Below are 19,743 nucleotides of genomic sequence, written 5' to 3' on the forward strand. Positions count from 1 at the left end.
TACTCCTTAAATTGTTTCTAAAAGAATACGATTTTTTGTTGTTTCTCGTATATCATCAAAACCTTTAGTCACAATATTAGATATCTCTTTATAAGTTAAGATACCAACAATAGAGGGGATAGTGATCATGAAAAACAGAGATGCAAATTGTTCAATCTCAGTGTTAGCAGGAACTGAAACTATTTCTTTTGCAAGAAAAGCAGCAAGGCAAGCGGATAAAAGAAAAATAATTTGTTTAATTATCATTTCGATTTGTTTGTATCTTTGATGAGTTTTTTTAATTTTATCATTGCGTTTTTTATTGGTTACTCGTTCATACTCTTTTAGTTCTTTAAGATCATCTACAGTTGGGGGCTGATAATTATGAATTGTACTTTTAATATTATTATCACCTTGGATAATATCTCCGATAGAACCCCCATCAGCGATAATATCTCCACTTTTATGCCTAGAGCCACCTTTAGGTTGATCATCATCTTTCTTCTTATCTACTCGCCCTTTAGGTTTAACTGCACATGCTTTGGCAGTAGCTTCAAAAATAGCTTTATGATTATCATCTGCACTTTCATATGCTCTAATAATCTCCATTGCTTCAGCCGAGATAACATCTTCAGGAGATTTTTCACCTGTTAATAGATAATGAATGTCTATGCCATGATTTTTTAGATTATAAAGATAGCGAACATCTGGGTATCTTCTATCATCGGGATCTTCTCGTTCATATGTGCCTTGAGTTGTCGCACTAACATCTCCTAAGTCCCCAAATTCGCCCATAGTCATGTTTTTTGAAGAGCGTAATTCCTTTAATCTTTTTGCAAAATCATCAAGCATAAAAACACCTCCTATCAATCAAAAGCGTTATAGTGTTTGCTAATAACTCTTTTCCTTGATATATTTGAATCATAGTTATTCATTTAATCTCTTAGAAGTTAATAGTTAGCGCTATCTTCTAAGAATTACTAAGAGGCATTATATAGGGGTTATTAGTAATAATCATCTCTATACGAGGATTTATCAGCAGATGGGAAAGAATGGCACATACAAGAAATTGGTTCCTTTTTCGGTACTAATCGAAAAAGATTTGCTAGACCTGTTAAAGCAAGTTGCGAAAGATGAGGATAGAAGCTTATCCGCACAGGCAAGACGATATATAGAGCAGGGCATTAAGGATGACTCAAACGGACAATCGTAAGCGATTCCGGTGCAATCAGTGCGGTGAACCAATCTATGTGAGATATACAAAGCTTGTGAGTGCCAATAGCCGGCAGATAGTTTATGAATGCCGGCAGTGTAATCACTATTTGAAATCGATAGAAGAGATTTACCAGATAGCCCAGTTCAGACCGATTACATCGTAATTTAACTTTTATGAATGAATATTTTTTCATGCCGAATTTTCGGCAGGGATTTTTGCAACCTAAAAAAGGAGATCAAGATGATTATCAACATTGCAAATACCTTGATTGCAAACAGAGAAGCAATCGAAAGCAGTCACATGCCTTATGTGACATTTATGTCCTTAGTTCGTAAGGAATTCTCACACCAGGCGTTATTAGAGCATAACGGTAATGCCTTTCAGGCGAGTGAGGCGCTCAATATGAATCGCCGCACATTCATGACTAATTTAGGCATGAGTGCAAGCCAATGGAAGATGGAAAACATGCCACGAGATATGGCTTAGGAGGGTGTTATGACAGATCAAGAGATTATTGGCGTTATGAGCCAATTTTATATTGCAAAACAAGGTTCAATTGTTAGCGAGTTCTTTATAGATCATCAAGCAAATGCAGTAGAAAGATGTCCAGCTTTAGAAAAGCTTTTAAAGGTTAGTAGCCAGGAACTTATTTTTACTACGGAAAATGAGCAAAGATTTTCATCTATTAAACCATTTGAAAATTCTGAATCAGAAGATGTTTATTTAGTTGGTGCAGCTGGTGATGATTCAACAGAAGAAGTTAAAGCAGAAATTGAAGCGGGATTATTACAGCCATTAACTAAACAAGAGTATTTAGAAATATATAGAGGATTGGAAGTGGATTATGAATAACTCAATTACAAGCATTTGGGGATATAAGTGCCCTGGATGTAGCACATTTTATCAAGACAGCATAGATGCAGCTGTTTGTTGTGACGGACTAGAAGCTCAAGGATGGCAGTGTAATGAATGCAACGAGGTTTATCTCGATGTGCACAGTGCGACTGAGTGTTGCAATGATACGGAGGCTGATGATGAGTAATGCAAATGGTCAATTTAAAGGTAAGAAGAACAAGTTAGTTAATCTTAATGATCATCTTTTTGAGCAGATTGAGCGCTTAAATAATGAAGATCTTGATAGTGAAACACTTGAGCGTGAGATTAAACGTGCTGATTCCATGTGCAAAGTTTCAGAAAAAATTATTGATAATGCTGCGCTAGTACTTAAAGCACAAATAGAGTTTGGTATGGGTGATAACGCAGCTGAAAAGCGCATTTTAGGATTGGAAGATAAATCATGAAATATACAGCCGAAGAGATCGAATTTCTTAAAAATAACCAGAGCAAAATGACACGGAAAGAGCTCACTGAAAAATTTAATCAACACTTTAAAAAAAATAGAACCGTCACTGCAATACGTGGGTTTTGCAAAAGAAAGGGGTTCTTAAGACCGAAAAGCACTTGGTATTTTCCTGCAGGGCACATCCCTGTGAACAAAGGATCAGTGGGGCTAACTGGAGCTAATTCAGGATCATTTAAGAAAGGAAATAGACCACATAACACGCTAGAAGTTGGTGCTGTTATTAAAAGAGAAGATGGCTATCTCTATATTAAAGTTGCAGAGCCAAATCATTGGCGACCAAAGCATTATTTAATATGGGAAGAGAGTAATCCACCAGTTTTAGCTGATGAGGCCATTCTTTTTATGGATAACAATCGAGAAAATCTCTCTCTTGATAATTTGATGAAAATTACTAAAGGAGAATTAGCACGAATGAATAAGAAGGGGTTTTCTACTCTTCCGAAAGAACTTAAAAAACAAGCTGTTTATTTAACGCGGTTAAATATTTTAACGAACAAGAAGAGACGTAAAAGGGGGAAATGATGAGCAAAGCTAAGGCGAAAAAACTGTTAGAACACTTTTTGGAGGATGCCATTAGTAAAGTTGGCTTTGATCTGGAAAGTGATGCTTCCTTGGATTTGAAGCTAAAAGCAGATAGCGGTTATCAGTCTAAACAGACATATCAGCGTATTAATGCACTGCAATGGGTTTTGGTGCAATCAATTTTAGAAAGTGACATCGGGAAGAAGAAGGAAGTGCCTCGTGACAAGACTAATCAGGAATATCCGCTTTTTAATCTTTTTCCCATTAAAAAACCACTTCTATAAAGAAGTGGCTCTACCAACGTTGCGGGCCTCTATCTTGGCGGACTTAGCTCGCAACATCAACTAAAGAAAGTATAAAGGAATCATCATGCAAAAGCTATTAAACACTATCGATTTCTCACGAAATGTGCGTCGTAATCTCTTTTTATTATCACAATTAAATGATGTGGCGACTGATTTACCAGAGGTAATGCAGGTGAATCGTCGTATTAAAGAGTATCAAAACGATATTGCTAAGCGTATTGAGCGTAAGCCTGGGTTTATTATTTGGCTTGAATTAATCTCAATTCGTCAGGAAATCAGAGCCTTGCGAAGAAGTGTTTCTAAAAAGACGATAGAAGTATTAAACAAAACGATCCATTAAAGGTGGCGTAAATGAGAAAGATGGATGAGATCACGAGGCAGAATGTGATTAATATTCTTCAAAACCAATACCACATGAGGCCACAAGGGGGAGGACAGCGCTATAAGTATGGCGTTTGTCCTGCCTGTGGCAGTCGAGAACTTTGGGCATTTGCCAATGACCCTTGGACTATTCAATGTGATCGTGAATCTAATTGTGGTTATAAGCAGTCAACGAGAGATCTTCACCCTGAAGCTTTCGCTACGGTGACAGAAAGGGCTCTGAAGCAGGAATCAACGGATCCTAAAATTATTGCAAAAACCTATCTGCAGGAAGAGCGAGGATTAAATATCACGCTGATTGGGGAGTTTGAGCAAGCAACGGCCTTTAACCATAAATCCAAAGAGAGTTCGGCAACGGTACGTTTTTCTCTGCCAAATGGCGGATATTGGGAAAGAGTGATTGAGGATATTGGTATCCCTAAAGCGCTGTTCTCTAAGGATTGCCCTTATAAGGGATATGGTTGGACTTCACCGAAGTTTGACCCCAAGGCAGAAGAGATCTGGGTTGTTGAAGGGATCTTTGATGCTTTGGCTTTACAGCAAAATGGTATTAATGCCATTTCAGCCATGACCTGCCATAACTTCCCCGGCAAAACGTTAGGGGAGATTTATCAAGACAATCCCTTTGCAACGGTTGTGATAGCGCTTGATAGCAATAGTGCCGGCAGACTTGGCACAAGGAAGATGGTCAAGCTTGCCGAGGATATTGGCTTTAAGGTAAAGGCGGCATTAACAAATAGTGGTGATGACTGGAATGATAAGCATATCGCCAAACGATTAACAGGTGATGACCTTCGTAATTATCGCTATTACGGCTCGCTTGAGATTGCAAAAACACCGAGCAAGAAAGCGATGATTATGTGGGCTCGAAATGGCAGTGGTCAGGGCTTTTGGTTAGAGCATGGGCATAAAACGTATTGGTGCGATATCAATATGGAAGCGCAAAGAAGGGCTGAATCAGAGCTCACAGAAGAGAAACTACTTGCCACTGGTGCCGGCGATGTCACCGAACTTAAAGAGGAAGAGCTTGATGAGATCCGAGAACAAGCTTTTACCAAAAGTGGATCCGTATTTCCGATTGCCACTTGCCTCATCGATTTCCTCTATGCCGAGAAGTCGATCATTACTGATGAAACTCAATATTACGTCAAGATCAGTAATCATCGGGGTAATACAACCGGCACCTTTAATGGTCGGCACATTAAATCCGCATCCGACTTCGGCGCACGAATCATCGATACATTACCGGGTGCAAACTTTGACGGCTCGCCCAAACAATTAGGGCGCATTTATGATGATAAAACTTTGGAGATAGAAACCGTGAATACAGTAGATTACGTGGGCTATTGCCCAGAAGCAAAAGCCTATATTTATCCAACATTTGCCGTTAAAGATGGGCAAGTGCATCTTAAAAACCATGAGGATTATTATACCTTTGGTAATTTTAGTATTAAATCAACGCTGAACGTGGCTCGCTTTTCGCCGGAACTCGAATATAAAAATGAGTGGACTGAGGACTTTTTAAGCGCTTATGGGCCACAAGGCCTAATTGTTTTAACGTACTATTTTGGTTCTCTTTTTGCGGTGCAGATTCGCGAAAAGTATAAATCATTCCCCTTCTTAGAGTTTACAGGGGAAGCCGGTGCCGGGAAAACATCGGTGCTAGATTTCTGTTGGTTATTAATGGGCCGTGAAAATTACGAAGGGATTAACCCTGCAACATCAACGAGAGTGGCAAGAATGAGGACTTTACGACAGTTCTCCAATATGCCAACCGTTTATCTTGAAGGCCAGGGCGATGATAAAGACTCAAAACAGGGACAAGCTGTTTGGTTAACAGAAGCGAAGCAGCTCTTTAACGGAATATCTCCTCGTGCTACGGGTGTTATGAATGCCGGTAATGAAACGAGTGATGAGCCATTCTATGGATCTCTTTTAGTATCACAAAATAGAAAGATTTATGGGGAAGCGGCGGTATTAAGCCGTTTTATTTACCTACACATGACAAGAGATCATCATACTTCAGAAGGTCGCCATGCTTCTCAACGCTTAAATAGTCTAGGAATGGAGGATGTTTCAGGTTTCTTAATGCATGCGATCACGCATGAAAAAGAGGTATTAGCACATCACGCCAAAGTATATGAACGTTATCATGATGAAATTATGAATTTAGAAGGTATCAAAACAGTAAGGATTGCTGATAATAACGCAACGTTACTGGCCATGCTCGATGCGCTCTGTACGTTACTGAAGATCTCCAATGAATTTAGAAACCGCACAAGAGATTATATCTTTAAGATCGCACAAGAGCGTGAGAAAGACCTTGATCAAGATCCAGATGAGGTAATGGAATTCTGGCATCTCTATGAGTTCTTAGAGGAGAGCACACAGGCAAAAGTGAATCACTCTGCAGATCAGGCTTTAATCGCAGTGAATCTTAATGAGATTGTAGAAATTGCTCGTAATCGTGGATCCAATATCGGTGATGTTTCTCTTCTTCGTAAGCTTTTACCGCATTCCAAGCGCTATGAGTTTGTTGATAATAAAAATGTGCATTCAATTCATAACAAAAAGGCCGTGCGCTGCTATGTATTTAAGCGTGAGTCAGGTAAGTAGGGGGAAAGAATGTCTAAGCGTAAAACTTTAATAAAACTTGCGGATACGGCTATTAAGCTAGGAATCTCAAAAAAGCATTTAGAGACTACCATCATGTTTGAGCCTAGTTTCCCTAAACGTGTGCGATTAGTAGCAGGTGGAGATGTCTTTTTTGTTGAGCAGGAAATTGATGCTTATATTGAGATGCGGAAGATAGAATAATGAGAGAATTTTATTTAAAAAATGTGTACCATAATATAATGTAATTATTTGATTTTTTTAATAACTGCAGTACTTTTAGGAGTGATAAATGACTAACTACACCATATCTTTATCTGGAGATGAATTTTTTAAGACATTAGGGGATTTAGGAGTAGGATCTCAGGATCCATTTAGAAAAGCGTATGAGGAAGATTTAAATAACTTATATCAACATGGTAAACCATCTATTTCTTCTTTATGTAGAATCTATTTATTGGTTTTTGTCGCATTATGTGAAAAATTGGAATTAAGGAAGCAGCTTGAAAGCCAAAGGGAGGAAATCATTAATTTTAGAAATGCTTATTCGCATAGTGATCTTAATCAATTAATTAAAGCAAGAACTTTGTTTGATAATAATGATTTTCATTTTTCGGAAGAAACTTTTTTGGAGTTGATTGATTTTAAAAAACAGTTTTTAAAAGATAAAGATCTAAGTTGCGAGTATGGGCTTTTTTTGAAAGTTATAGAACAAAATAGACTATTTCGAATTTTTCTTCCAGGAAATGAAGCTGTAATTATAGATAGATTTCGAATCTTGCTCATTTCATTAATAGTTATTGCTAATTTTGAATGGCAAACCAAGAATTTTTTTACATCAGAAGCAGAGCTTCGAGAACTGTCTAAATATAATGAAAAAGGAAAGCAAGATCCTGTTACAGGGAAGAGACCGACAATATCTAACGATGTTAGGTCTGCTAAACTTTTTGAAAGTATTTTGAAAGAAATATCTCACCCTGAATTTGCTGACAAGAATAGTGAGATATTAAAGAAATGTAGGGATGTTTTTCTATTAGCAATAAAGCTTCGTAATAATTTTGCTCACCCTAAGCAAGATGAATCAAAAACAATTGAAGATACTGAATTAGATCAGATTTATAAATTGTATGGTTTTTTAAACAAAATATTATATTTAGTTAAAGGTAATATTCACAAAAAAGATAATATGGATTTTATTATTTGTGAAAATGGTGAACAAGCCTTTGTATTGGGTACAGGTATGACCATTGCTCTAGCACCAAATGTCCTATTGCAATTTTTTGAGTTATAAATGTGTAAAACTTGACCATTTAATTGATTTAAGTTACCTTTCTATCAAGGTCTTCAAAAGCCGATTCCAAAGCGGATATTATTCGCCCCGTCAGCGCGGTTTTTTTGTGCTAAAATTCTCTACGTCGAGAGGGCGAGGAATACAATACCCGTAAGGGGAATAACTCCGGCCATACTTTGGATTGGTTTTTGAACCTCTCGGCACCTAATTCTATTAGGGTATTAACTTCAAAAATTAATCCAAAGGTATTATCATGAACACACACAAAAGAGCACAAACGCTTTATCAGCTTAAAGCTGAACTCTTCTCCCTTAATCTACCAAGTGAAACGATTGAGGAAATCAACCAATTAGAAACACGCCTCAATGCAAATGCTAGTGATATGCGAGAGCTTGCGCTTAGTTTGCAGACGATCGTAGCGTTATTTGGCTTCTCCTATCAAGAAAAATTACCCTTAGAGCAATTACATGCACTAATGCATCCTTACATGGAAAAGTTAACGGGTAAGGCTGAGGAGCTCGTCAATATTATCAGCTAATGAGTTAGCCTAAAAAGAAGCCACTATGGGTTTAGCCTATAGTGGCTTCTTTTGAAATATCCTCTAATATAATTAAAGGGTTAGATCGCATATTTTTATGAGATATTAATCTTGGTGATTAATTTTTGCTTGGTAAGGAGATAAAATTTATTATGGGAAAGGTGTATAAATATCGGTATGGATATACTCCAGTAGATATTCCAGAAGGGCTAACGGAAGATCAGATTCAGAAAAAATTAAATCAGCAAAATAATGAAAAAGAAATTTTTGAAAGAGATTTAAGCTGCGTAAAAAACAATCAAGTATATTTTTCTCCTTATGAGGCCTTAAACGATCCTACAGAAGGTTATATCTCTAAGGAGGAAATAAAACGAGAACTAGACAATTTCGAACAAGGAATGATTGAAGTTATGCTTAACGGCGAGTCTAAAACTATAGATAATGAGATATTTAAGCTAATGGAGCCAGCGGAAGGGTCGGTTTACCCTCTTGAAAAAACGCTACGTTATTCATTAAAAAAACTAAGGAAAAGAAATAGCCCCAGGAAGGCTTTAGAGAAATTTTATCAAGAAAAAACTAATAATTTTTCGGATAGGATGAGAATTATAGATGAATATAAACAGGGGGTCTATGAAAATTTATCAATGGTTTTAAAGAGTTATGGGATTTTATCTTTATCTCTAACATATGACAATATATTGATGTGGGCACATTATGCAAATAGTCATAAGGGATATGTTTTAGAGTATGATAAAGAAAAGTTACTCCAAAACTTAATCATTAATAAAGATCTTTATAATTTTATGATTAAATATGGAAATGAAGTTCCTTCTTTTAAATTAAGAGAACTGATTTTTGATGCAAATAATCCGCAAGATCGGGGAATGAAAGCTAAAAATATTTTAGAAAAATTTTGGTCTTATAAAGCTAAACCTTGGGCGTATGAGGAAGAATTTAGAATTATCATTGAGGGGCAAGGAATTCGTTATCATTATAAAAAGGCTTTGACAGGTGTTTATTTTGGTCTGAGAATGAATGATGAATTAAAAACTAAAATGGAAGAAGCTTTAAAAGGTAGAGGCATTAAATTTTATGATATGACTCATAAAGAGAATTCATATGAATTTGATAAACCTATCTTACGACCAAAATTATCCTAATCGATCAGCAATCTCTGTTGCTGTAGGGTTGTAGTAAAACATTAATGATTTTAAATCACGATGGCCAATCATTTTTGCCAAGTCCAGAACATCGATTTTTCTAGCTAATCGAGTACAAGCTTCGTGGCGGGTATCATGGAATCTTAAATCCTTGATTCCCGTTGTTTTTATATAGCGAGCAAATAGGGCGGAAGTACGATCTGAAGATTCATCAAAGTCTTTAAAAAAGACAGGCTGAGCAGTATATGTAAACTCATTCTCGCATTCATCAATGATCGTTCTTTCGTGGATAAGGGATCTTGAATATGGTTTTATTCTTTCTAACAGCTCCACAGCTCGGCTTGATAGCGGAATATCGCGAGCATCACCATTCTTTGATGTTTCAATTTTTAAATAGCGATGTCTAAGATGGATATTATTCCAATCTAAATTGCAGATCTCTCCAAGACGCATGCCAGTCTCAATGGCAAATAGAAATATTAAACCTAATCTTTTTCTAGCTTCATCAAGTTCACCATGTTCATCATAGCCAAGAGCATCTAAAATTCTTGAGATCTCAAGATCTGATATTCTGCGATTTCGTGGTGCCGGCTCTTTTAATTTATCAACACCATCAAAAGGATTGTGTTCGATCCAACGCCATTTTATAGCTGCTTTTATAACTCCACGGAGAATGCTCATCTCTTTATTAACAGTTGCCGGCTTAACGCTTTTTAATCTAAACTCAATGTAGTTATTAAATACTGAAGGGGACAGAGCACTTAAGCGAGCACTGATATTCAAAGCTTCACATTTGAGAAAGAAATTGATTCTTAATTTTTCACTTTTTTCGGAACGTTTCCCTGGCGTTACTTCTGCAAGATATCTTTCCAAAGCTTCTTTTAATGTTTTTGAAGTATCCAGGCTTTCGGTTTGGCCTTGTCTAATTTCCTTTTCACGACGAACAGCCCAGGCGAAAGCTTCAGCTTTTGTTGGATATGTTCTAGAATCTCTAAATCGACCTTCATTTGTTGTAATATCAATTTCGGCACGCCATCCATTTGATCGTTTTCTAAAATAGGCCATCTTAAAAAATAATAATTCCTGAAATATAAATATTGGCGGGAAAAATGGCGGGAACATAGGTATACAAATGTGTATAGAGTTCTACATTTTTCCAAGTGAGTACATAACAAGAGAATAGCAGAAATGATGGCTAACGCCAGTTTTGCTGGCTTTTAGATATTTGCAGTTTTGTGCCGATTATGCTAGCAAGGCCCACCAACTTAAAGGTCCAAAACCCCGTATCAATGATACGGGGTTTTTTGTTGCATAAATTCTCTATAATTTTGATTGCATTTTATTGGCTATTTTTATTGTTTAAATATCGACATTGTGACGATTTTTATAATTTATCTTATTAGTGAGTTCAGTTATTGTTTGGTTTAATTTGTATATATTTCATTATTTAGATGGTTTGAGGCACCTTATAAAATATTTCATTTTATAATCATTAAGTTAAATTTATTTTTAGTTTGACTATTCTTTTTTTTTATGAATATACTCAGTGTATACAAATTGTATACAGGAGGAAAAATGAATAGTCTTTCAAATAAAAAAATAGAAGAAGTGGCTATCTCTGGGGATAAAAAAACGATTCTTGATATGACATTAAGAAAGCGAATTATTAATTTAGAGCTAGCTCCTGGCGCAGTTTTAGATGAAGTCTCTTTGAGCCAGGAGTTTGGGGTTTCTAGGTCGCCAGTTAGAGAGGTAATGCGCCAATTAGCGGCAGAGGGATACCTTGAGCTAGAAGTAAATAGACCTGCTCGTGTTACTGCTATGAATTATCAATCATTGAGGGCATTTTTTTTAGCAGCCCCTCTTATCTATATTGCAACAACGCAATTAGCAGTAATTAATGCCACTGATGATGATATTGCTTCTTTAAAAGTGATTCAGCAAAAATTTACAAAAGCAATGGCTGAGAATAATACAGAAGATCGAGTTTTTTATAATGATCAGTTTCATCTTAAAATTGGTGAAATTGCTAGAAACCCTTATCTAATGCCGACATTAAAGCGATTGTTAATAGATCATGCTCGCCTTGCTAAGACCTTTTATAAATCTCCAGAAACAACAGAAATGAATCATGATATGGAATTAGCCGTTCATCAGCATGATTTAATTATTCAAGCTATAGAGTTTAAGGATGTGAAAAGGGCGGAGATGCTAATTAATGAACATTGGGATCTATCTCGCAGAAGAATGGCAGATTATGTAATGCCTGAAGCTGTAGTGGTATCTATGGATATTTAATGGAATAAAAATGTAGTTATTAAAAACTAAAAGTGGATCGGTTAGGCTTAAAAATACGATAAATATAGAAATTATAATAAAAACAATAAGCCACTACCTTTGGAGGTGTTTCATGCAAAGAGTACGTTATATTCCGCAAGATGACCCATCTTGTGGTTGGTTTCACACGAGTAAAAAAAGAGATGTAAAGCCCTCACTTACCGGAGATATTAATGCTAAATGGGTTATTGTAGGGGCTGGATTTACAGGGCTTTCAATTGCTAGAAGGTTAGCTGAGCATTATCCTCAAGATGAGATTGTTTTAGTTGAAGCTCAAGAAGTGGGGTTCGGGCCAGCAGGTAGAAATGCAGGTTTTGCAATCGATTTACCGCATGATATAGGCGCTGAGGATTATATTGGTGATTTAGAGATTGCTGGCAAGACTTTAAAGCTCAATGTTCTTGGGCAGACTATTTTAAAAGATCTAGTAGAAAAGTATCAAATTGATTGTCAAATGAGTGCAAGTGGTAAATATCAAGCCGCTGTTAGCTCATCAGGCTTAAAGGTCCTAGAAGCTTATCAGAAAGGGCTAGATAGAATGAGACAGCCTTATGAAGTTATTGATGGAGAAGATCTTCCTTATCATTTAGGCACCTCTTTTTATAAAAAGGCATTATTTACCCCAGGGACAATTTTATTACAGCCATCGGCTTTAGTTAAAGGGGTAGCAGATACCTTACCTGATAATGTTACGTTATATGAAAATACAGCTATTACTGGATTTCAATATGGTAAGAAAATTACACTTGAGCATGCAAGTGGTCTGATTACTGCAGATCAGATGATTCTTGCTAATAATGCTTTTGGCATGCATTTTGGCTATTTAAAAAATAGTATGCTTCCCGTATTTTTGTATGCAAGTTTAACTAGGGAGTTAACAGTATCTGAACTTGATTTATTAGGTGGAAAATCTATTTGGGGGGTAATTCCTGCTGATCCTTTTGGAAGTACGGTAAGAAAAACGGCTGATAATCGAATCTTGATACGAAATAGTTTTTCATTTAACCCGACAGGGCAACCTAATGCTAAAAAGTTAGAATCTTTTATTAAGCGGCATGAAGAATCTTTTAAAAGACGCTTTCCTATATTAGAGGATGTTAACTTCGAGTTTAATTGGAGTGGATCCTTAGGCCTTTCCCAAAATCATAAAGGTTTCTTTGGGCAATTAGCATCTAATATTTATGGAGCTATCTGTTGCAATGGGTTAGGTGTTACAAGAGGAACTGCCACAGGGGCATTGATAGCTGATTTTATTGCAGGACAAAATCACGAGTTAATTCCTTTTTTATTAGAAACATCAGGGCCTAATAAATTACCTATGGAGCCATTTTTATCTATGGGTGTTAATGCGCGTTTGTGGTGGGGACAAAGGCAAGCGGGATTAGAGAGTTAAATTATTTTCAATAAATTTTATAAAGAATTAAGCATTAAATAATGCTTGATAGGAAGTTTTTGTCTTAAAACTTTAGATAGTTAATAAAAATTAAAATTATCAGAAATGATATTTAGACAAGGAGAGAGCTGTGTAGGCACTACTTTAAGGAGGATGTAATGAGGGAAAATAATATAAAGATGATTTCAATAGACGATGTTCCGTTAAATGGTTTTCATCAATTAATGACAGTTCGTTCAGGGGGCGGTTGGGTTTTAGATGGTTATATTTTAAGCATTATAGGTGTTGCACTAGGGTATATCACTCTTGAGTTACAGCTAAATAGTTTTTGGGAGGGGATGGTAGCAGCTTCCGCTTTAATCGGGATTTTTATTGGTGGATTTTTAGGGGGATGGTTAAGTGGTGTTCTAGGGAGGCGCAGGCTCTATTTTGTCGGGCCAGTCATATTTATACTCTGTTCTGTTGGGCAGTTTTGGGCAAATTCCGGATTAGAGGTATTTATTTATCGCTTATTAATCGGTGTCGGTGTGGGGTTTGAATATCCTGTTGCTGGAGCGTTATTAGTAGAGTTTTTACCTAAAAAATATCGAGGTTCTCGATTGGCTGCACTAACCATATTATGGTTTGCAGGAGCAGCGCTGGCTTATATTGTGGGTAACTTAATCTTAAGTAGTGGGAATTTATCAGCATGGCGTTATGTCTTATTAAGTCCTGCATTGATCGGTCTATTTTTATTAGTTGTGCGACTTGGTACACCAGAATCTCCTCGTTGGTTAATGAGTAAAGGAAAAGACGAAGATGCTGAAAGGGTTATTAAAAAAGTCTATGGAGCGTCCTTCTCATTAAAAAATATACCGGCTCAAAATTCTGAGGAGAAACTATCTTTAAGTGCGATTTTAAAGTCAGGCTATGGGGCGAGAATGTTATTTGTCTCTCTTTTTTGGACTTGCTCTGTGATTCCTGTTTTTGCTGTTTATGCATTTGCCCCGAAGGTACTAGATTCCCTGAATATTACTGGTGATTGGGCCGCTTATGGATCTGTGGCTATTACAGTTTTGTTTGTGGTTGGTTGTATTGTTGCGACAAAGTTAATCGATATTATGGGGCGTCGTTTAATGGTAATTCACAGCTTCTTATGGTCAGGGATCGCCTTATTATTATTAGGATATTTCTCAGATGCTGGTGGATTATTGATTCTTATTCTATTTGGTTCTTATGCCCTATTTATTGGGGGTGCACAGGTATTACAGCTTGTGTATCCCAACGAAATATTCCCGACAGAAATTAGATCATTTGCCGTTGGGATAGGTGCATCATTATCGCGAGTGGGCGCTGCCATTGGGACATGGTTTGTTCCTATATCCTTACAGAGTATTGGTATTGGTCAAACGATGTATATTGCGGCAGGAATTACCTTTATTGGTTTAATTTCTTCCATTTTATTAGCACCAGAAACTAAGTCAATGAGCTTAGAGAAAGCAGCATCGCTGCAACGATAACTTTAAACTTTAGGAGAATAAAATGAAATTTAATGGAATTTATACCCCAGCTGTTACCCCTTACACCAATGAGGGTAAGATTGATGAAATAGTATTTCGTCAGGTCATTGAGTATTTATTAGATGCTAACGTTCATGGAATTATTATTGGTGGATCAACAGGAGAGTATTTTACGCAAAGTTTAGAAGAGCGCTATTTATTAGGGCGTTTAGCTAAAGAGGTTATTGGTAATAAAATTCCCTTACTTATGGGGACAGGAGGTACAAGAACAGATGAGGCGATAGCTCAAGCTAAAATGGCTAAAGAGATTAAAGCTGATGGGATTTTGGTAGGAACACCTCCTTATGCTTTACCGACTCAAGCGGAAAATGCATCGCACGCTCTAGCGATTGATAAAGCTGCTGATTTACCGATTATGCTTTATAACTATCCAGGTAGAATGGGTGTAAAGATGGAGAAAGAGTTTTTTGATATCGTTTTAAAAAATTCAAAAAACTTTCAATCTATTAAAGAGAGCGCAGGTGATACAGCCGATCTTCATCAACTAGCTATTAAATATCCAGAGTTACAGCTTTCTTGTGGTTGGGATGATCAAGCCTTAGAGTTCTTTGCTTGGGGTGCAACGAGTTGGGTTTGTGCGGGTTCTAACTTTTTGCCTAAAGAGCATATTGCATTATATGAAGCTTGTGTCATCGAGAAAGATTTTGATAAAGGGCGAAAAATTATGACAGCAATGATGCCACTCATGGACTTTTTAGAGAATGCAGGGAAATTTGTGCAAACGATCAAATACGGTATTTCTTTAGAAGGTCTTGCAGTGGGTAGTACGCGCGCGCCATTACATGATCTATCAGAGGCTCAGCAGTTAGATTTTAAGAGTATTGTTGATGAGGTTAAAAAAGGAGTGGCAGCCGCCCTTTAATGATTAGCAATTAGTAGAGAAGCCCCTGATTATTAACAATGAAGGGGCTTTTCATTAACGATAGTCATTAAAAGTCCCCACATTAAAGTCATAATATTGTTCAAGAATTTGAATAGTTGCGGGCTTGCCTTCAATAGTTACGGCATGGGGTTTTAAGGCTGCGCCGTAGTGATCTAATGTTTCTAGGTAATCTTGAAGTGAATCTTTTTCTTTGGTGAAGAAGAGTAGGAGGTTATGCTCGCTTTGGATACTTTTCTCGGTATTTGCCACTTCATCAGGATAAGCGATGATGGCGATTTGGTAAGGCTTTGTAAGTCTTTTCTCGCCTTCAATGATTTCTGAAAGGGTAATAATATTCCCTTCACAAGCGGCTTTGTGCTGTTGGTGGAGTTTTGTAAATTGCTCGTTAATCTCAGTGGTGATGCACTTTGTAAGCGCTTTTGTACTGAACGGACATTGCCCGATATTCTCTTTAAACACTATATTACTAAAGAGATGGGATAACATCGGTTGGAATGAGGTATTAAGCATCGTTTTATCTGTTTTGAAGGGATAGAACAAATAGCATAACAGAGGCAGGAATAAGATGGGAAGCCTATCGGCGTTGTGCTCAAGGATTCTTGGGCTTTTTGCTTATTATATTCTTTTAAATATTTTGTAAAAAAATCTCAATTTAGGAGTATGATAGCGAGGTTCAAAAGGAAGTTACGGCGACTCTTTCTGGGGAAGTCTTTGAATTATCAACTGTTACTGTTTTTTAGAGTCATCTTGTTGTTGTGAAGCGATAACGGGGTGGCTTTTTGTGTTGGGATAAATTCTATGGATAGAAATAGAGCGACATTAATCGGATTATCGGCGATTGTGTTGTGGAGCTCGATGGTTGGGCTGATTAAAGTTGTGAGTGTTTATTTTGGGGCGATTGGTGGTGCGGCATTAATCTATACGTTTTCTACGGTGTTACTGCTTTTAACGGTGGGGATGACGAAGCTTAAGGGATTTCCGAAGCGCTATTTGATTTATGGCAGTCTGCTCTTTATTAGTTATGAGCTCTGTTTATCACTCTCTATTGGTCTTTCAAAATCGCCTCGGCAAGCGATAGAAGCGGGAATGCTAAACTATTTGTGGCCAACTTTTACGATTGTGGCAAGTGTGCTTTTTAATAAACAGCGCGCTTCTTGGGTGATGATTCCCGGCGTGATGATCTCGATTGTGGGAATTATCTGGGTTTTAGGGGGAGAAGAGGGTTTTAACCCTGCATTAATGTTAGCAAATTTTAAAGAAAATCCTTTCAGTTATCTCTTAGCATTTACGGGGGCTGTGATTTGGGCGGCTTATTGTGTGGTGACGGCACGTTTAGCACAAGGGCATAATGCGGTGACGATCTTCTTTATCTTTGTCAGTATTACGTTATGGACGCAATATTTTATTCTTTATGGCTTAGATTTTTCCCGTTTGGAGTTTAGTTGGCAATCTATTACCGCACTCTTTTTTACTTGTTTTGCATTAGGCATTGGTTATGCAGCTTGGAATACCGGAATTTTACATGGTAGCGTGATTACGCTTGCCACGGCTTCTTATTTTACGCCAATTTTATCAACGCTTTTCTCATCTGTAGTGTTAGGAGAAGTACTCTCCTTTAGTTTCTGGCAAGGGGTTGGGTTAGTTTGTATTGGTTCAATTTGCTGCTTTTTTGCCACAAAGAAATACCGTTATGGCGGTTAAAAGAGAGATAGCTGAAATAGTTCTTTAATGTTTATCTATTAATGATGGATAGGCTCTACTTTAATCATAATACGAGTGACGTAGTTGTCTAAGCCATGAACGCTCGTTTCATCTAATAAGTACTCCTCAAAGCTATCACCGGTAATTTGATAGTTTTGCGTGAGTAGATAGGTTTTGATTTTATGATATGCCTTGTGAATATGAATATAGCTCCCTTCATGGTAACCAATGACATATTCTCCGGCATCTAGAAGATGTGTTTGTGCCTGAGTTTCGGTATCAATTTGTAGATAAAAGTGGGAGAAGTAATCATAATTATTTGCAAGTACCGCATCTTTAGGTAGAAGCACGCCGATGGGGTGCCCGCTATCAACTCCGCTCTCTTTGTTTTCATTAATAAATTGCATAAGGAGTTTTGCCACAGGTTTTTCTGAATATTGCGCAATAAAATCACTAAGAATGTAACGTTTACTTTCACATTGCTCAATGGTGATAGCGGTAAAATCTAAGGTGATCGCCTTTTTAAGATATTCACGTTTATTACGAATCGAGCGTTTAATCTGCTTCATCTTACGGATCTTTTCCTCCATTACACGCTCTTTTTCTGCAAGAAGAGCGATCGTCTCTTCGGGAGATCTTATTTCGAGAAATTGCTTAATATCAGCAAGGGACATATCAATCTCTTTGAGCATTTCAATGACGGTAAAGACTTCCACCTGCTGCAAAGAGTAGTAGCGATAGCCATTATCCTGTTTGTAATCAGGTTTTAGTAGGCCAATCTCATCATAATGAAATAAGGTCTGCTTTTTAACGCCGCAAATTTCGGCAAATTCACCGGTACTAAAGAGTTTCATAAGGATCCTTTAAAGGCGCATTTTTAAGAGGAAAACTTGACTATCTGGTTACCGGATACTTTATCATATTTTTCCTTTGAAATGAGATCTTAAAGAGAACGAGAAAATGACAGAAAATCACTCTATAATTCAAACAATGGCGCCAAGGGCTCTCTTTATGAGATACCTGATTCCCTCGCTATTTGGAATGTTATTAATGTCGGTGAACATTCTGGTAGATGGCCTATTTGTCAGCCACGGTTTAGGCGAGCAAGGCTTGGCTGCGGTTAATATTTCGGTACCGATCTATTCAATTATCTTTTCAATCTCTTTATGGATTGGGATGGGCGGTGCGACGCTTTATTCCATTGCTTTAGGGGAAGGAGATGTTGTAAAGGCAAAAGCCATCTTTACGCAATCACTTCTCTTAACGGTGATTGTTGCCGGTACGATTTTAGGCATCGGGCTTATCTTTGAGCGAGAAGTTGCCTATCTTTTTGGGGCAAATGATACGATTATTGAGCTTGTATTAGACTACCTGCATGTCCTTTTACTTTTTGGGGTTGTCTTTGTGATTGAGAATATCTTGAGTATTTTTATTCGTAATGATGGTAATCCTAATTTAGCGATGGCAGGTTTGATCGTCACCGCGATTGCGAATATGATTTTAAATTATCTCTTTATTTTCGTCTTTGAATTTGGGATGAAAGGCGTTGCATATGCGATCGTGATTGCTGGTTTGATTGGCATTGGCGTATTATCAACGCATTTTTTTAATCCTCAACGAAACTTAGGAATCGCCTTAACTTTTTTTAAGGAGCTTCAATTAAGCGCTATTTTAATCATCGGTTTTCCAAGTTTTCTAGTGGAAGGTGCCGCAGCACTTGTGGTGATTCTCTTTAATATTACCTTTAACCGTTTTATGGGGGATTCAGGATTAGCGGCTTATGCGGTGATTAACTATCTACATACGGTTTTCCTAATGCTTTTTATCGGCGTAGGCGCAGCACTGCAGCCAATTACTAGTTATCTTTATGGGGCGATGCAGTATGAGCGAATGGGAGTTTTCTTAAAGTTAGCGATAATGACAGCGACTATTTTAGGGATCTTATTAATGCTTTTAGGATTCTTTGGCAATACCTTTATTGTGCAGCTCTTTGGTATTACAGATCCTGTAATTGCTGATTATGCCGAGCTTGGGATTCATTACTTCTTTATAGGTTATCTCTTTTTAGGGATTAATATGGTGCTATTAGAGTTTTATCAGTCGATCGGGCGAGCACGTTATGCGACGATGATTGTGATATTAAGGGTCGTGATCTTCTTTGTGCCATTATTGATGATTGTGCCGGCATTTTTTGGTAAAAATAGCATCTGGTTAATCTTCCCATTATCTGAAGCATTGGCGTTAATTGTTGTACTACTTGCTATTAAATTGAGATGGATTCGCTTAATGCCAAGAGCGAGAGTGTTATAAGGTTTTAACACAGTTAATTTGGTGTAGTGAAAGGCGATCATGATTTTAGCTTCCTTGGATTTAGGGGATATAATCATGCGGGAAATTAAAAGCTTGATTTAAATTATTAGAAGTCATTTATTGAGAGAGGAAATCAAGATCTTATCGTATGATGGGAGTTGATTTTTTTTTAAATTCCCAAGGGATCAATAA

At 37.2% G+C, this 19,743-nt stretch carries 23 protein-coding genes; 19 read left to right on the forward strand and 4 right to left on the reverse strand.

The window, feature by feature from the left end; genetic code table 11:
- Positions 1 to 6: 6 nt before the first annotated feature.
- Entirely contained in the window at positions 7 to 831 is an 825-nt protein-coding gene (locus tag MMG00_RS02505; RefSeq protein ID WP_242150912.1) for a helix-turn-helix domain-containing protein, read from the reverse strand.
- A gap of 190 nt (positions 832 to 1,021) precedes the next feature.
- Here MMG00_RS02505 and MMG00_RS02510 point away from each other — a divergent pair, with 190 nt between their 5' ends.
- The 13 genes from MMG00_RS02510 to MMG00_RS02565 all read left to right on the forward strand — a co-directional run bounded on the left by MMG00_RS02510 (position 1,022) and on the right by MMG00_RS02565 (position 9,368).
- Positions 1,022 to 1,192 (forward strand): hypothetical protein, encoded by a 171-nt coding sequence (locus MMG00_RS02510; protein ID WP_242150916.1) that lies wholly within the window; start codon positions 1,022 to 1,024, stop codon positions 1,190 to 1,192.
- Positions 1,170 to 1,358, forward strand: coding sequence for an ogr/Delta-like zinc finger family protein (locus tag MMG00_RS14335; RefSeq protein WP_432805926.1), 189 nt, complete (start codon positions 1,170 to 1,172; stop codon positions 1,356 to 1,358). The genes MMG00_RS02510 and MMG00_RS14335 overlap by 23 nt, the downstream gene beginning before the upstream one ends.
- Before the next feature lie 77 nt (positions 1,359 to 1,435).
- Positions 1,436 to 1,681, forward strand: a complete 246-nt coding sequence (locus MMG00_RS02515) for a hypothetical protein (protein ID WP_242150918.1) — start codon at positions 1,436 to 1,438, stop codon at positions 1,679 to 1,681.
- Between the two features lie 9 nt (positions 1,682 to 1,690).
- Positions 1,691 to 2,047, forward strand: a complete 357-nt coding sequence (locus MMG00_RS02520) for a hypothetical protein (RefSeq protein ID WP_242150921.1) — start codon at positions 1,691 to 1,693, stop codon at positions 2,045 to 2,047.
- A 179-nt stretch (positions 2,048 to 2,226) separates the two neighbouring features.
- Complete coding sequence (locus tag MMG00_RS02525) at positions 2,227 to 2,496, forward strand: hypothetical protein (RefSeq protein WP_242150924.1); 270 nt, start codon at positions 2,227 to 2,229, stop codon at positions 2,494 to 2,496.
- Positions 2,493 to 3,080 carry an HNH endonuclease gene (locus MMG00_RS02530; RefSeq protein WP_242150927.1) on the forward strand — a complete coding sequence of 196 codons (588 nt, stop codon included), beginning with the start codon at positions 2,493 to 2,495 and terminating at the stop codon, positions 3,078 to 3,080. Before MMG00_RS02525 ends, MMG00_RS02530 begins: the two co-directional genes overlap by 4 nt.
- Positions 3,077 to 3,364, forward strand: a complete 288-nt coding sequence (locus MMG00_RS02535; RefSeq protein WP_242150929.1) for a hypothetical protein — start codon at positions 3,077 to 3,079, stop codon at positions 3,362 to 3,364. Before MMG00_RS02530 ends, MMG00_RS02535 begins: the two co-directional genes overlap by 4 nt.
- 85 nt (positions 3,365 to 3,449) lie before the next feature.
- On the forward strand, positions 3,450 to 3,725 hold the full coding sequence (locus MMG00_RS02540; protein WP_242150932.1) for a hypothetical protein: 276 nt from the start codon (positions 3,450 to 3,452) through the stop codon (positions 3,723 to 3,725).
- 11 nt (positions 3,726 to 3,736) lie between these two features.
- Positions 3,737 to 6,382: a toprim domain-containing protein gene (locus tag MMG00_RS02545; protein WP_242150935.1), complete on the forward strand. Its 2,646-nt coding sequence runs from the start codon at positions 3,737 to 3,739 to the stop codon at positions 6,380 to 6,382.
- Between the two features lie 9 nt (positions 6,383 to 6,391).
- Entirely contained in the window at positions 6,392 to 6,583 is a 192-nt protein-coding gene (locus MMG00_RS02550) for a hypothetical protein (RefSeq protein WP_242150938.1), read from the forward strand.
- An 88-nt stretch (positions 6,584 to 6,671) separates the two neighbouring features.
- Positions 6,672 to 7,670, forward strand: coding sequence for a hypothetical protein (locus MMG00_RS02555; protein WP_242150941.1), 999 nt, complete (start codon positions 6,672 to 6,674; stop codon positions 7,668 to 7,670).
- Positions 7,671 to 7,923: 253 nt separating this feature from the next.
- Entirely contained in the window at positions 7,924 to 8,208 is a 285-nt protein-coding gene (locus MMG00_RS02560) for a hypothetical protein (protein ID WP_242150944.1), read from the forward strand.
- 152 nt (positions 8,209 to 8,360) lie between these two features.
- A complete protein-coding gene (locus MMG00_RS02565) occupies positions 8,361 to 9,368 on the forward strand; it encodes a DUF2971 domain-containing protein (RefSeq protein WP_242150947.1) in 1,008 nt (335 codons plus the stop codon).
- Here the strand turns inward: MMG00_RS02565 and MMG00_RS02570 are convergent.
- Positions 9,360 to 10,490 carry a tyrosine-type recombinase/integrase gene (locus MMG00_RS02570; protein ID WP_242150950.1) on the reverse strand — a complete coding sequence of 377 codons (1,131 nt, stop codon included), beginning with the start codon at positions 10,488 to 10,490 and terminating at the stop codon, positions 9,360 to 9,362. The two genes, MMG00_RS02565 and MMG00_RS02570, sit on opposite strands and share 9 nt — an antisense overlap.
- Positions 10,491 to 10,943: 453 nt before the next feature.
- Between MMG00_RS02570 and MMG00_RS02575 the strand changes: the two genes are divergently transcribed.
- The 4 genes from MMG00_RS02575 to MMG00_RS02590 all read left to right on the forward strand — a co-directional run bounded on the left by MMG00_RS02575 (position 10,944) and on the right by MMG00_RS02590 (position 15,519).
- Complete coding sequence (locus tag MMG00_RS02575) at positions 10,944 to 11,666, forward strand: GntR family transcriptional regulator (protein ID WP_242150953.1); 723 nt, start codon at positions 10,944 to 10,946, stop codon at positions 11,664 to 11,666.
- 112 nt (positions 11,667 to 11,778) lie between these two features.
- Entirely contained in the window at positions 11,779 to 13,098 is a 1,320-nt protein-coding gene (locus MMG00_RS02580; protein ID WP_242150956.1) for an NAD(P)/FAD-dependent oxidoreductase, read from the forward strand.
- Between the two features lie 179 nt (positions 13,099 to 13,277).
- Positions 13,278 to 14,597 (forward strand): MFS transporter, encoded by a 1,320-nt coding sequence (locus tag MMG00_RS02585; RefSeq protein ID WP_270049340.1) that lies wholly within the window; start codon positions 13,278 to 13,280, stop codon positions 14,595 to 14,597.
- A gap of 22 nt (positions 14,598 to 14,619) precedes the next feature.
- The gene (locus tag MMG00_RS02590; protein ID WP_242150962.1) at positions 14,620 to 15,519 is read left to right on the forward strand and encodes a dihydrodipicolinate synthase family protein; all 900 of its coding nucleotides are present in this window, start codon (positions 14,620 to 14,622) and stop codon (positions 15,517 to 15,519) included.
- A gap of 54 nt (positions 15,520 to 15,573) precedes the next feature.
- Here MMG00_RS02590 and MMG00_RS02595 read toward each other — a convergent pair whose 3' ends face one another.
- The gene (locus MMG00_RS02595) at positions 15,574 to 16,050 is read right to left on the reverse strand and encodes a hypothetical protein (protein WP_242150964.1); all 477 of its coding nucleotides are present in this window, start codon (positions 16,048 to 16,050) and stop codon (positions 15,574 to 15,576) included.
- Between the two features lie 288 nt (positions 16,051 to 16,338).
- Between MMG00_RS02595 and yddG the strand changes: the two genes are divergently transcribed.
- On the forward strand, positions 16,339 to 17,241 hold the full coding sequence (yddG, locus tag MMG00_RS02600; RefSeq protein ID WP_242150967.1) for an aromatic amino acid DMT transporter YddG: 903 nt from the start codon (positions 16,339 to 16,341) through the stop codon (positions 17,239 to 17,241).
- 38 nt (positions 17,242 to 17,279) lie between these two features.
- Here the strand turns inward: yddG and MMG00_RS02605 are convergent, their stop codons facing one another.
- The gene (locus MMG00_RS02605) at positions 17,280 to 18,095 is read right to left on the reverse strand and encodes a MerR family transcriptional regulator (protein WP_242150970.1); all 816 of its coding nucleotides are present in this window, start codon (positions 18,093 to 18,095) and stop codon (positions 17,280 to 17,282) included.
- Positions 18,096 to 18,201: 106 nt separating this feature from the next.
- On the opposite strand from MMG00_RS02605, the gene MMG00_RS02610 reads away from it, so the two are divergent.
- Positions 18,202 to 19,551, forward strand: a complete 1,350-nt coding sequence (locus tag MMG00_RS02610; protein WP_242150972.1) for an MATE family efflux transporter — start codon at positions 18,202 to 18,204, stop codon at positions 19,549 to 19,551.
- Positions 19,552 to 19,743 lie beyond the last annotated feature (192 nt).

It is taken from the genome of Ignatzschineria rhizosphaerae (assembly GCF_022655595.1).
In the GTDB taxonomy this organism is placed as follows: Bacteria; Pseudomonadota; Gammaproteobacteria; order Cardiobacteriales; family Wohlfahrtiimonadaceae; genus Ignatzschineria; species Ignatzschineria rhizosphaerae.

Coding starts and splice junctions, on each gene's coding strand:
- MMG00_RS02580 (WP_242150956.1), top strand. CDS start 11,779: ATGCAAAGAGTACGTTATATTCCGCAAGATGACCCATCTTGTGGTTGG.
- MMG00_RS02595 (WP_242150964.1), bottom strand. CDS start 16,050: ATGCTTAATACCTCATTCCAACCGATGTTATCCCATCTCTTTAGTAAT.
- MMG00_RS02570 (WP_242150950.1), bottom strand. CDS start 10,490: ATGTTCCCGCCATTTTTCCCGCCAATATTTATATTTCAGGAATTATTA.
- MMG00_RS02565 (WP_242150947.1), top strand. CDS start 8,361: ATGGGAAAGGTGTATAAATATCGGTATGGATATACTCCAGTAGATATT.
- MMG00_RS02590 (WP_242150962.1), top strand. CDS start 14,620: ATGAAATTTAATGGAATTTATACCCCAGCTGTTACCCCTTACACCAAT.
- MMG00_RS02520 (WP_242150921.1), top strand. CDS start 1,691: ATGACAGATCAAGAGATTATTGGCGTTATGAGCCAATTTTATATTGCA.
- MMG00_RS02605 (WP_242150970.1), bottom strand. CDS start 18,095: ATGAAACTCTTTAGTACCGGTGAATTTGCCGAAATTTGCGGCGTTAAA.
- MMG00_RS02510 (WP_242150916.1), top strand. CDS start 1,022: ATGGGAAAGAATGGCACATACAAGAAATTGGTTCCTTTTTCGGTACTA.
- MMG00_RS02515 (WP_242150918.1), top strand. CDS start 1,436: ATGATTATCAACATTGCAAATACCTTGATTGCAAACAGAGAAGCAATC.
- MMG00_RS02505 (WP_242150912.1), bottom strand. CDS start 831: ATGCTTGATGATTTTGCAAAAAGATTAAAGGAATTACGCTCTTCAAAA.
- MMG00_RS02575 (WP_242150953.1), top strand. CDS start 10,944: ATGAATAGTCTTTCAAATAAAAAAATAGAAGAAGTGGCTATCTCTGGG.
- yddG (WP_242150967.1), top strand. CDS start 16,339: ATGGATAGAAATAGAGCGACATTAATCGGATTATCGGCGATTGTGTTG.
- MMG00_RS14335 (WP_432805926.1), top strand. CDS start 1,170: ATGACTCAAACGGACAATCGTAAGCGATTCCGGTGCAATCAGTGCGGT.
- MMG00_RS02540 (WP_242150932.1), top strand. CDS start 3,450: ATGCAAAAGCTATTAAACACTATCGATTTCTCACGAAATGTGCGTCGT.
- MMG00_RS02525 (WP_242150924.1), top strand. CDS start 2,227: ATGATGAGTAATGCAAATGGTCAATTTAAAGGTAAGAAGAACAAGTTA.
- MMG00_RS02585 (WP_270049340.1), top strand. CDS start 13,278: ATGATTTCAATAGACGATGTTCCGTTAAATGGTTTTCATCAATTAATG.
- MMG00_RS02555 (WP_242150941.1), top strand. CDS start 6,672: ATGACTAACTACACCATATCTTTATCTGGAGATGAATTTTTTAAGACA.
- MMG00_RS02550 (WP_242150938.1), top strand. CDS start 6,392: ATGTCTAAGCGTAAAACTTTAATAAAACTTGCGGATACGGCTATTAAG.
- MMG00_RS02535 (WP_242150929.1), top strand. CDS start 3,077: ATGATGAGCAAAGCTAAGGCGAAAAAACTGTTAGAACACTTTTTGGAG.
- MMG00_RS02545 (WP_242150935.1), top strand. CDS start 3,737: ATGAGAAAGATGGATGAGATCACGAGGCAGAATGTGATTAATATTCTT.
- MMG00_RS02530 (WP_242150927.1), top strand. CDS start 2,493: ATGAAATATACAGCCGAAGAGATCGAATTTCTTAAAAATAACCAGAGC.
- MMG00_RS02560 (WP_242150944.1), top strand. CDS start 7,924: ATGAACACACACAAAAGAGCACAAACGCTTTATCAGCTTAAAGCTGAA.
- MMG00_RS02610 (WP_242150972.1), top strand. CDS start 18,202: ATGACAGAAAATCACTCTATAATTCAAACAATGGCGCCAAGGGCTCTC.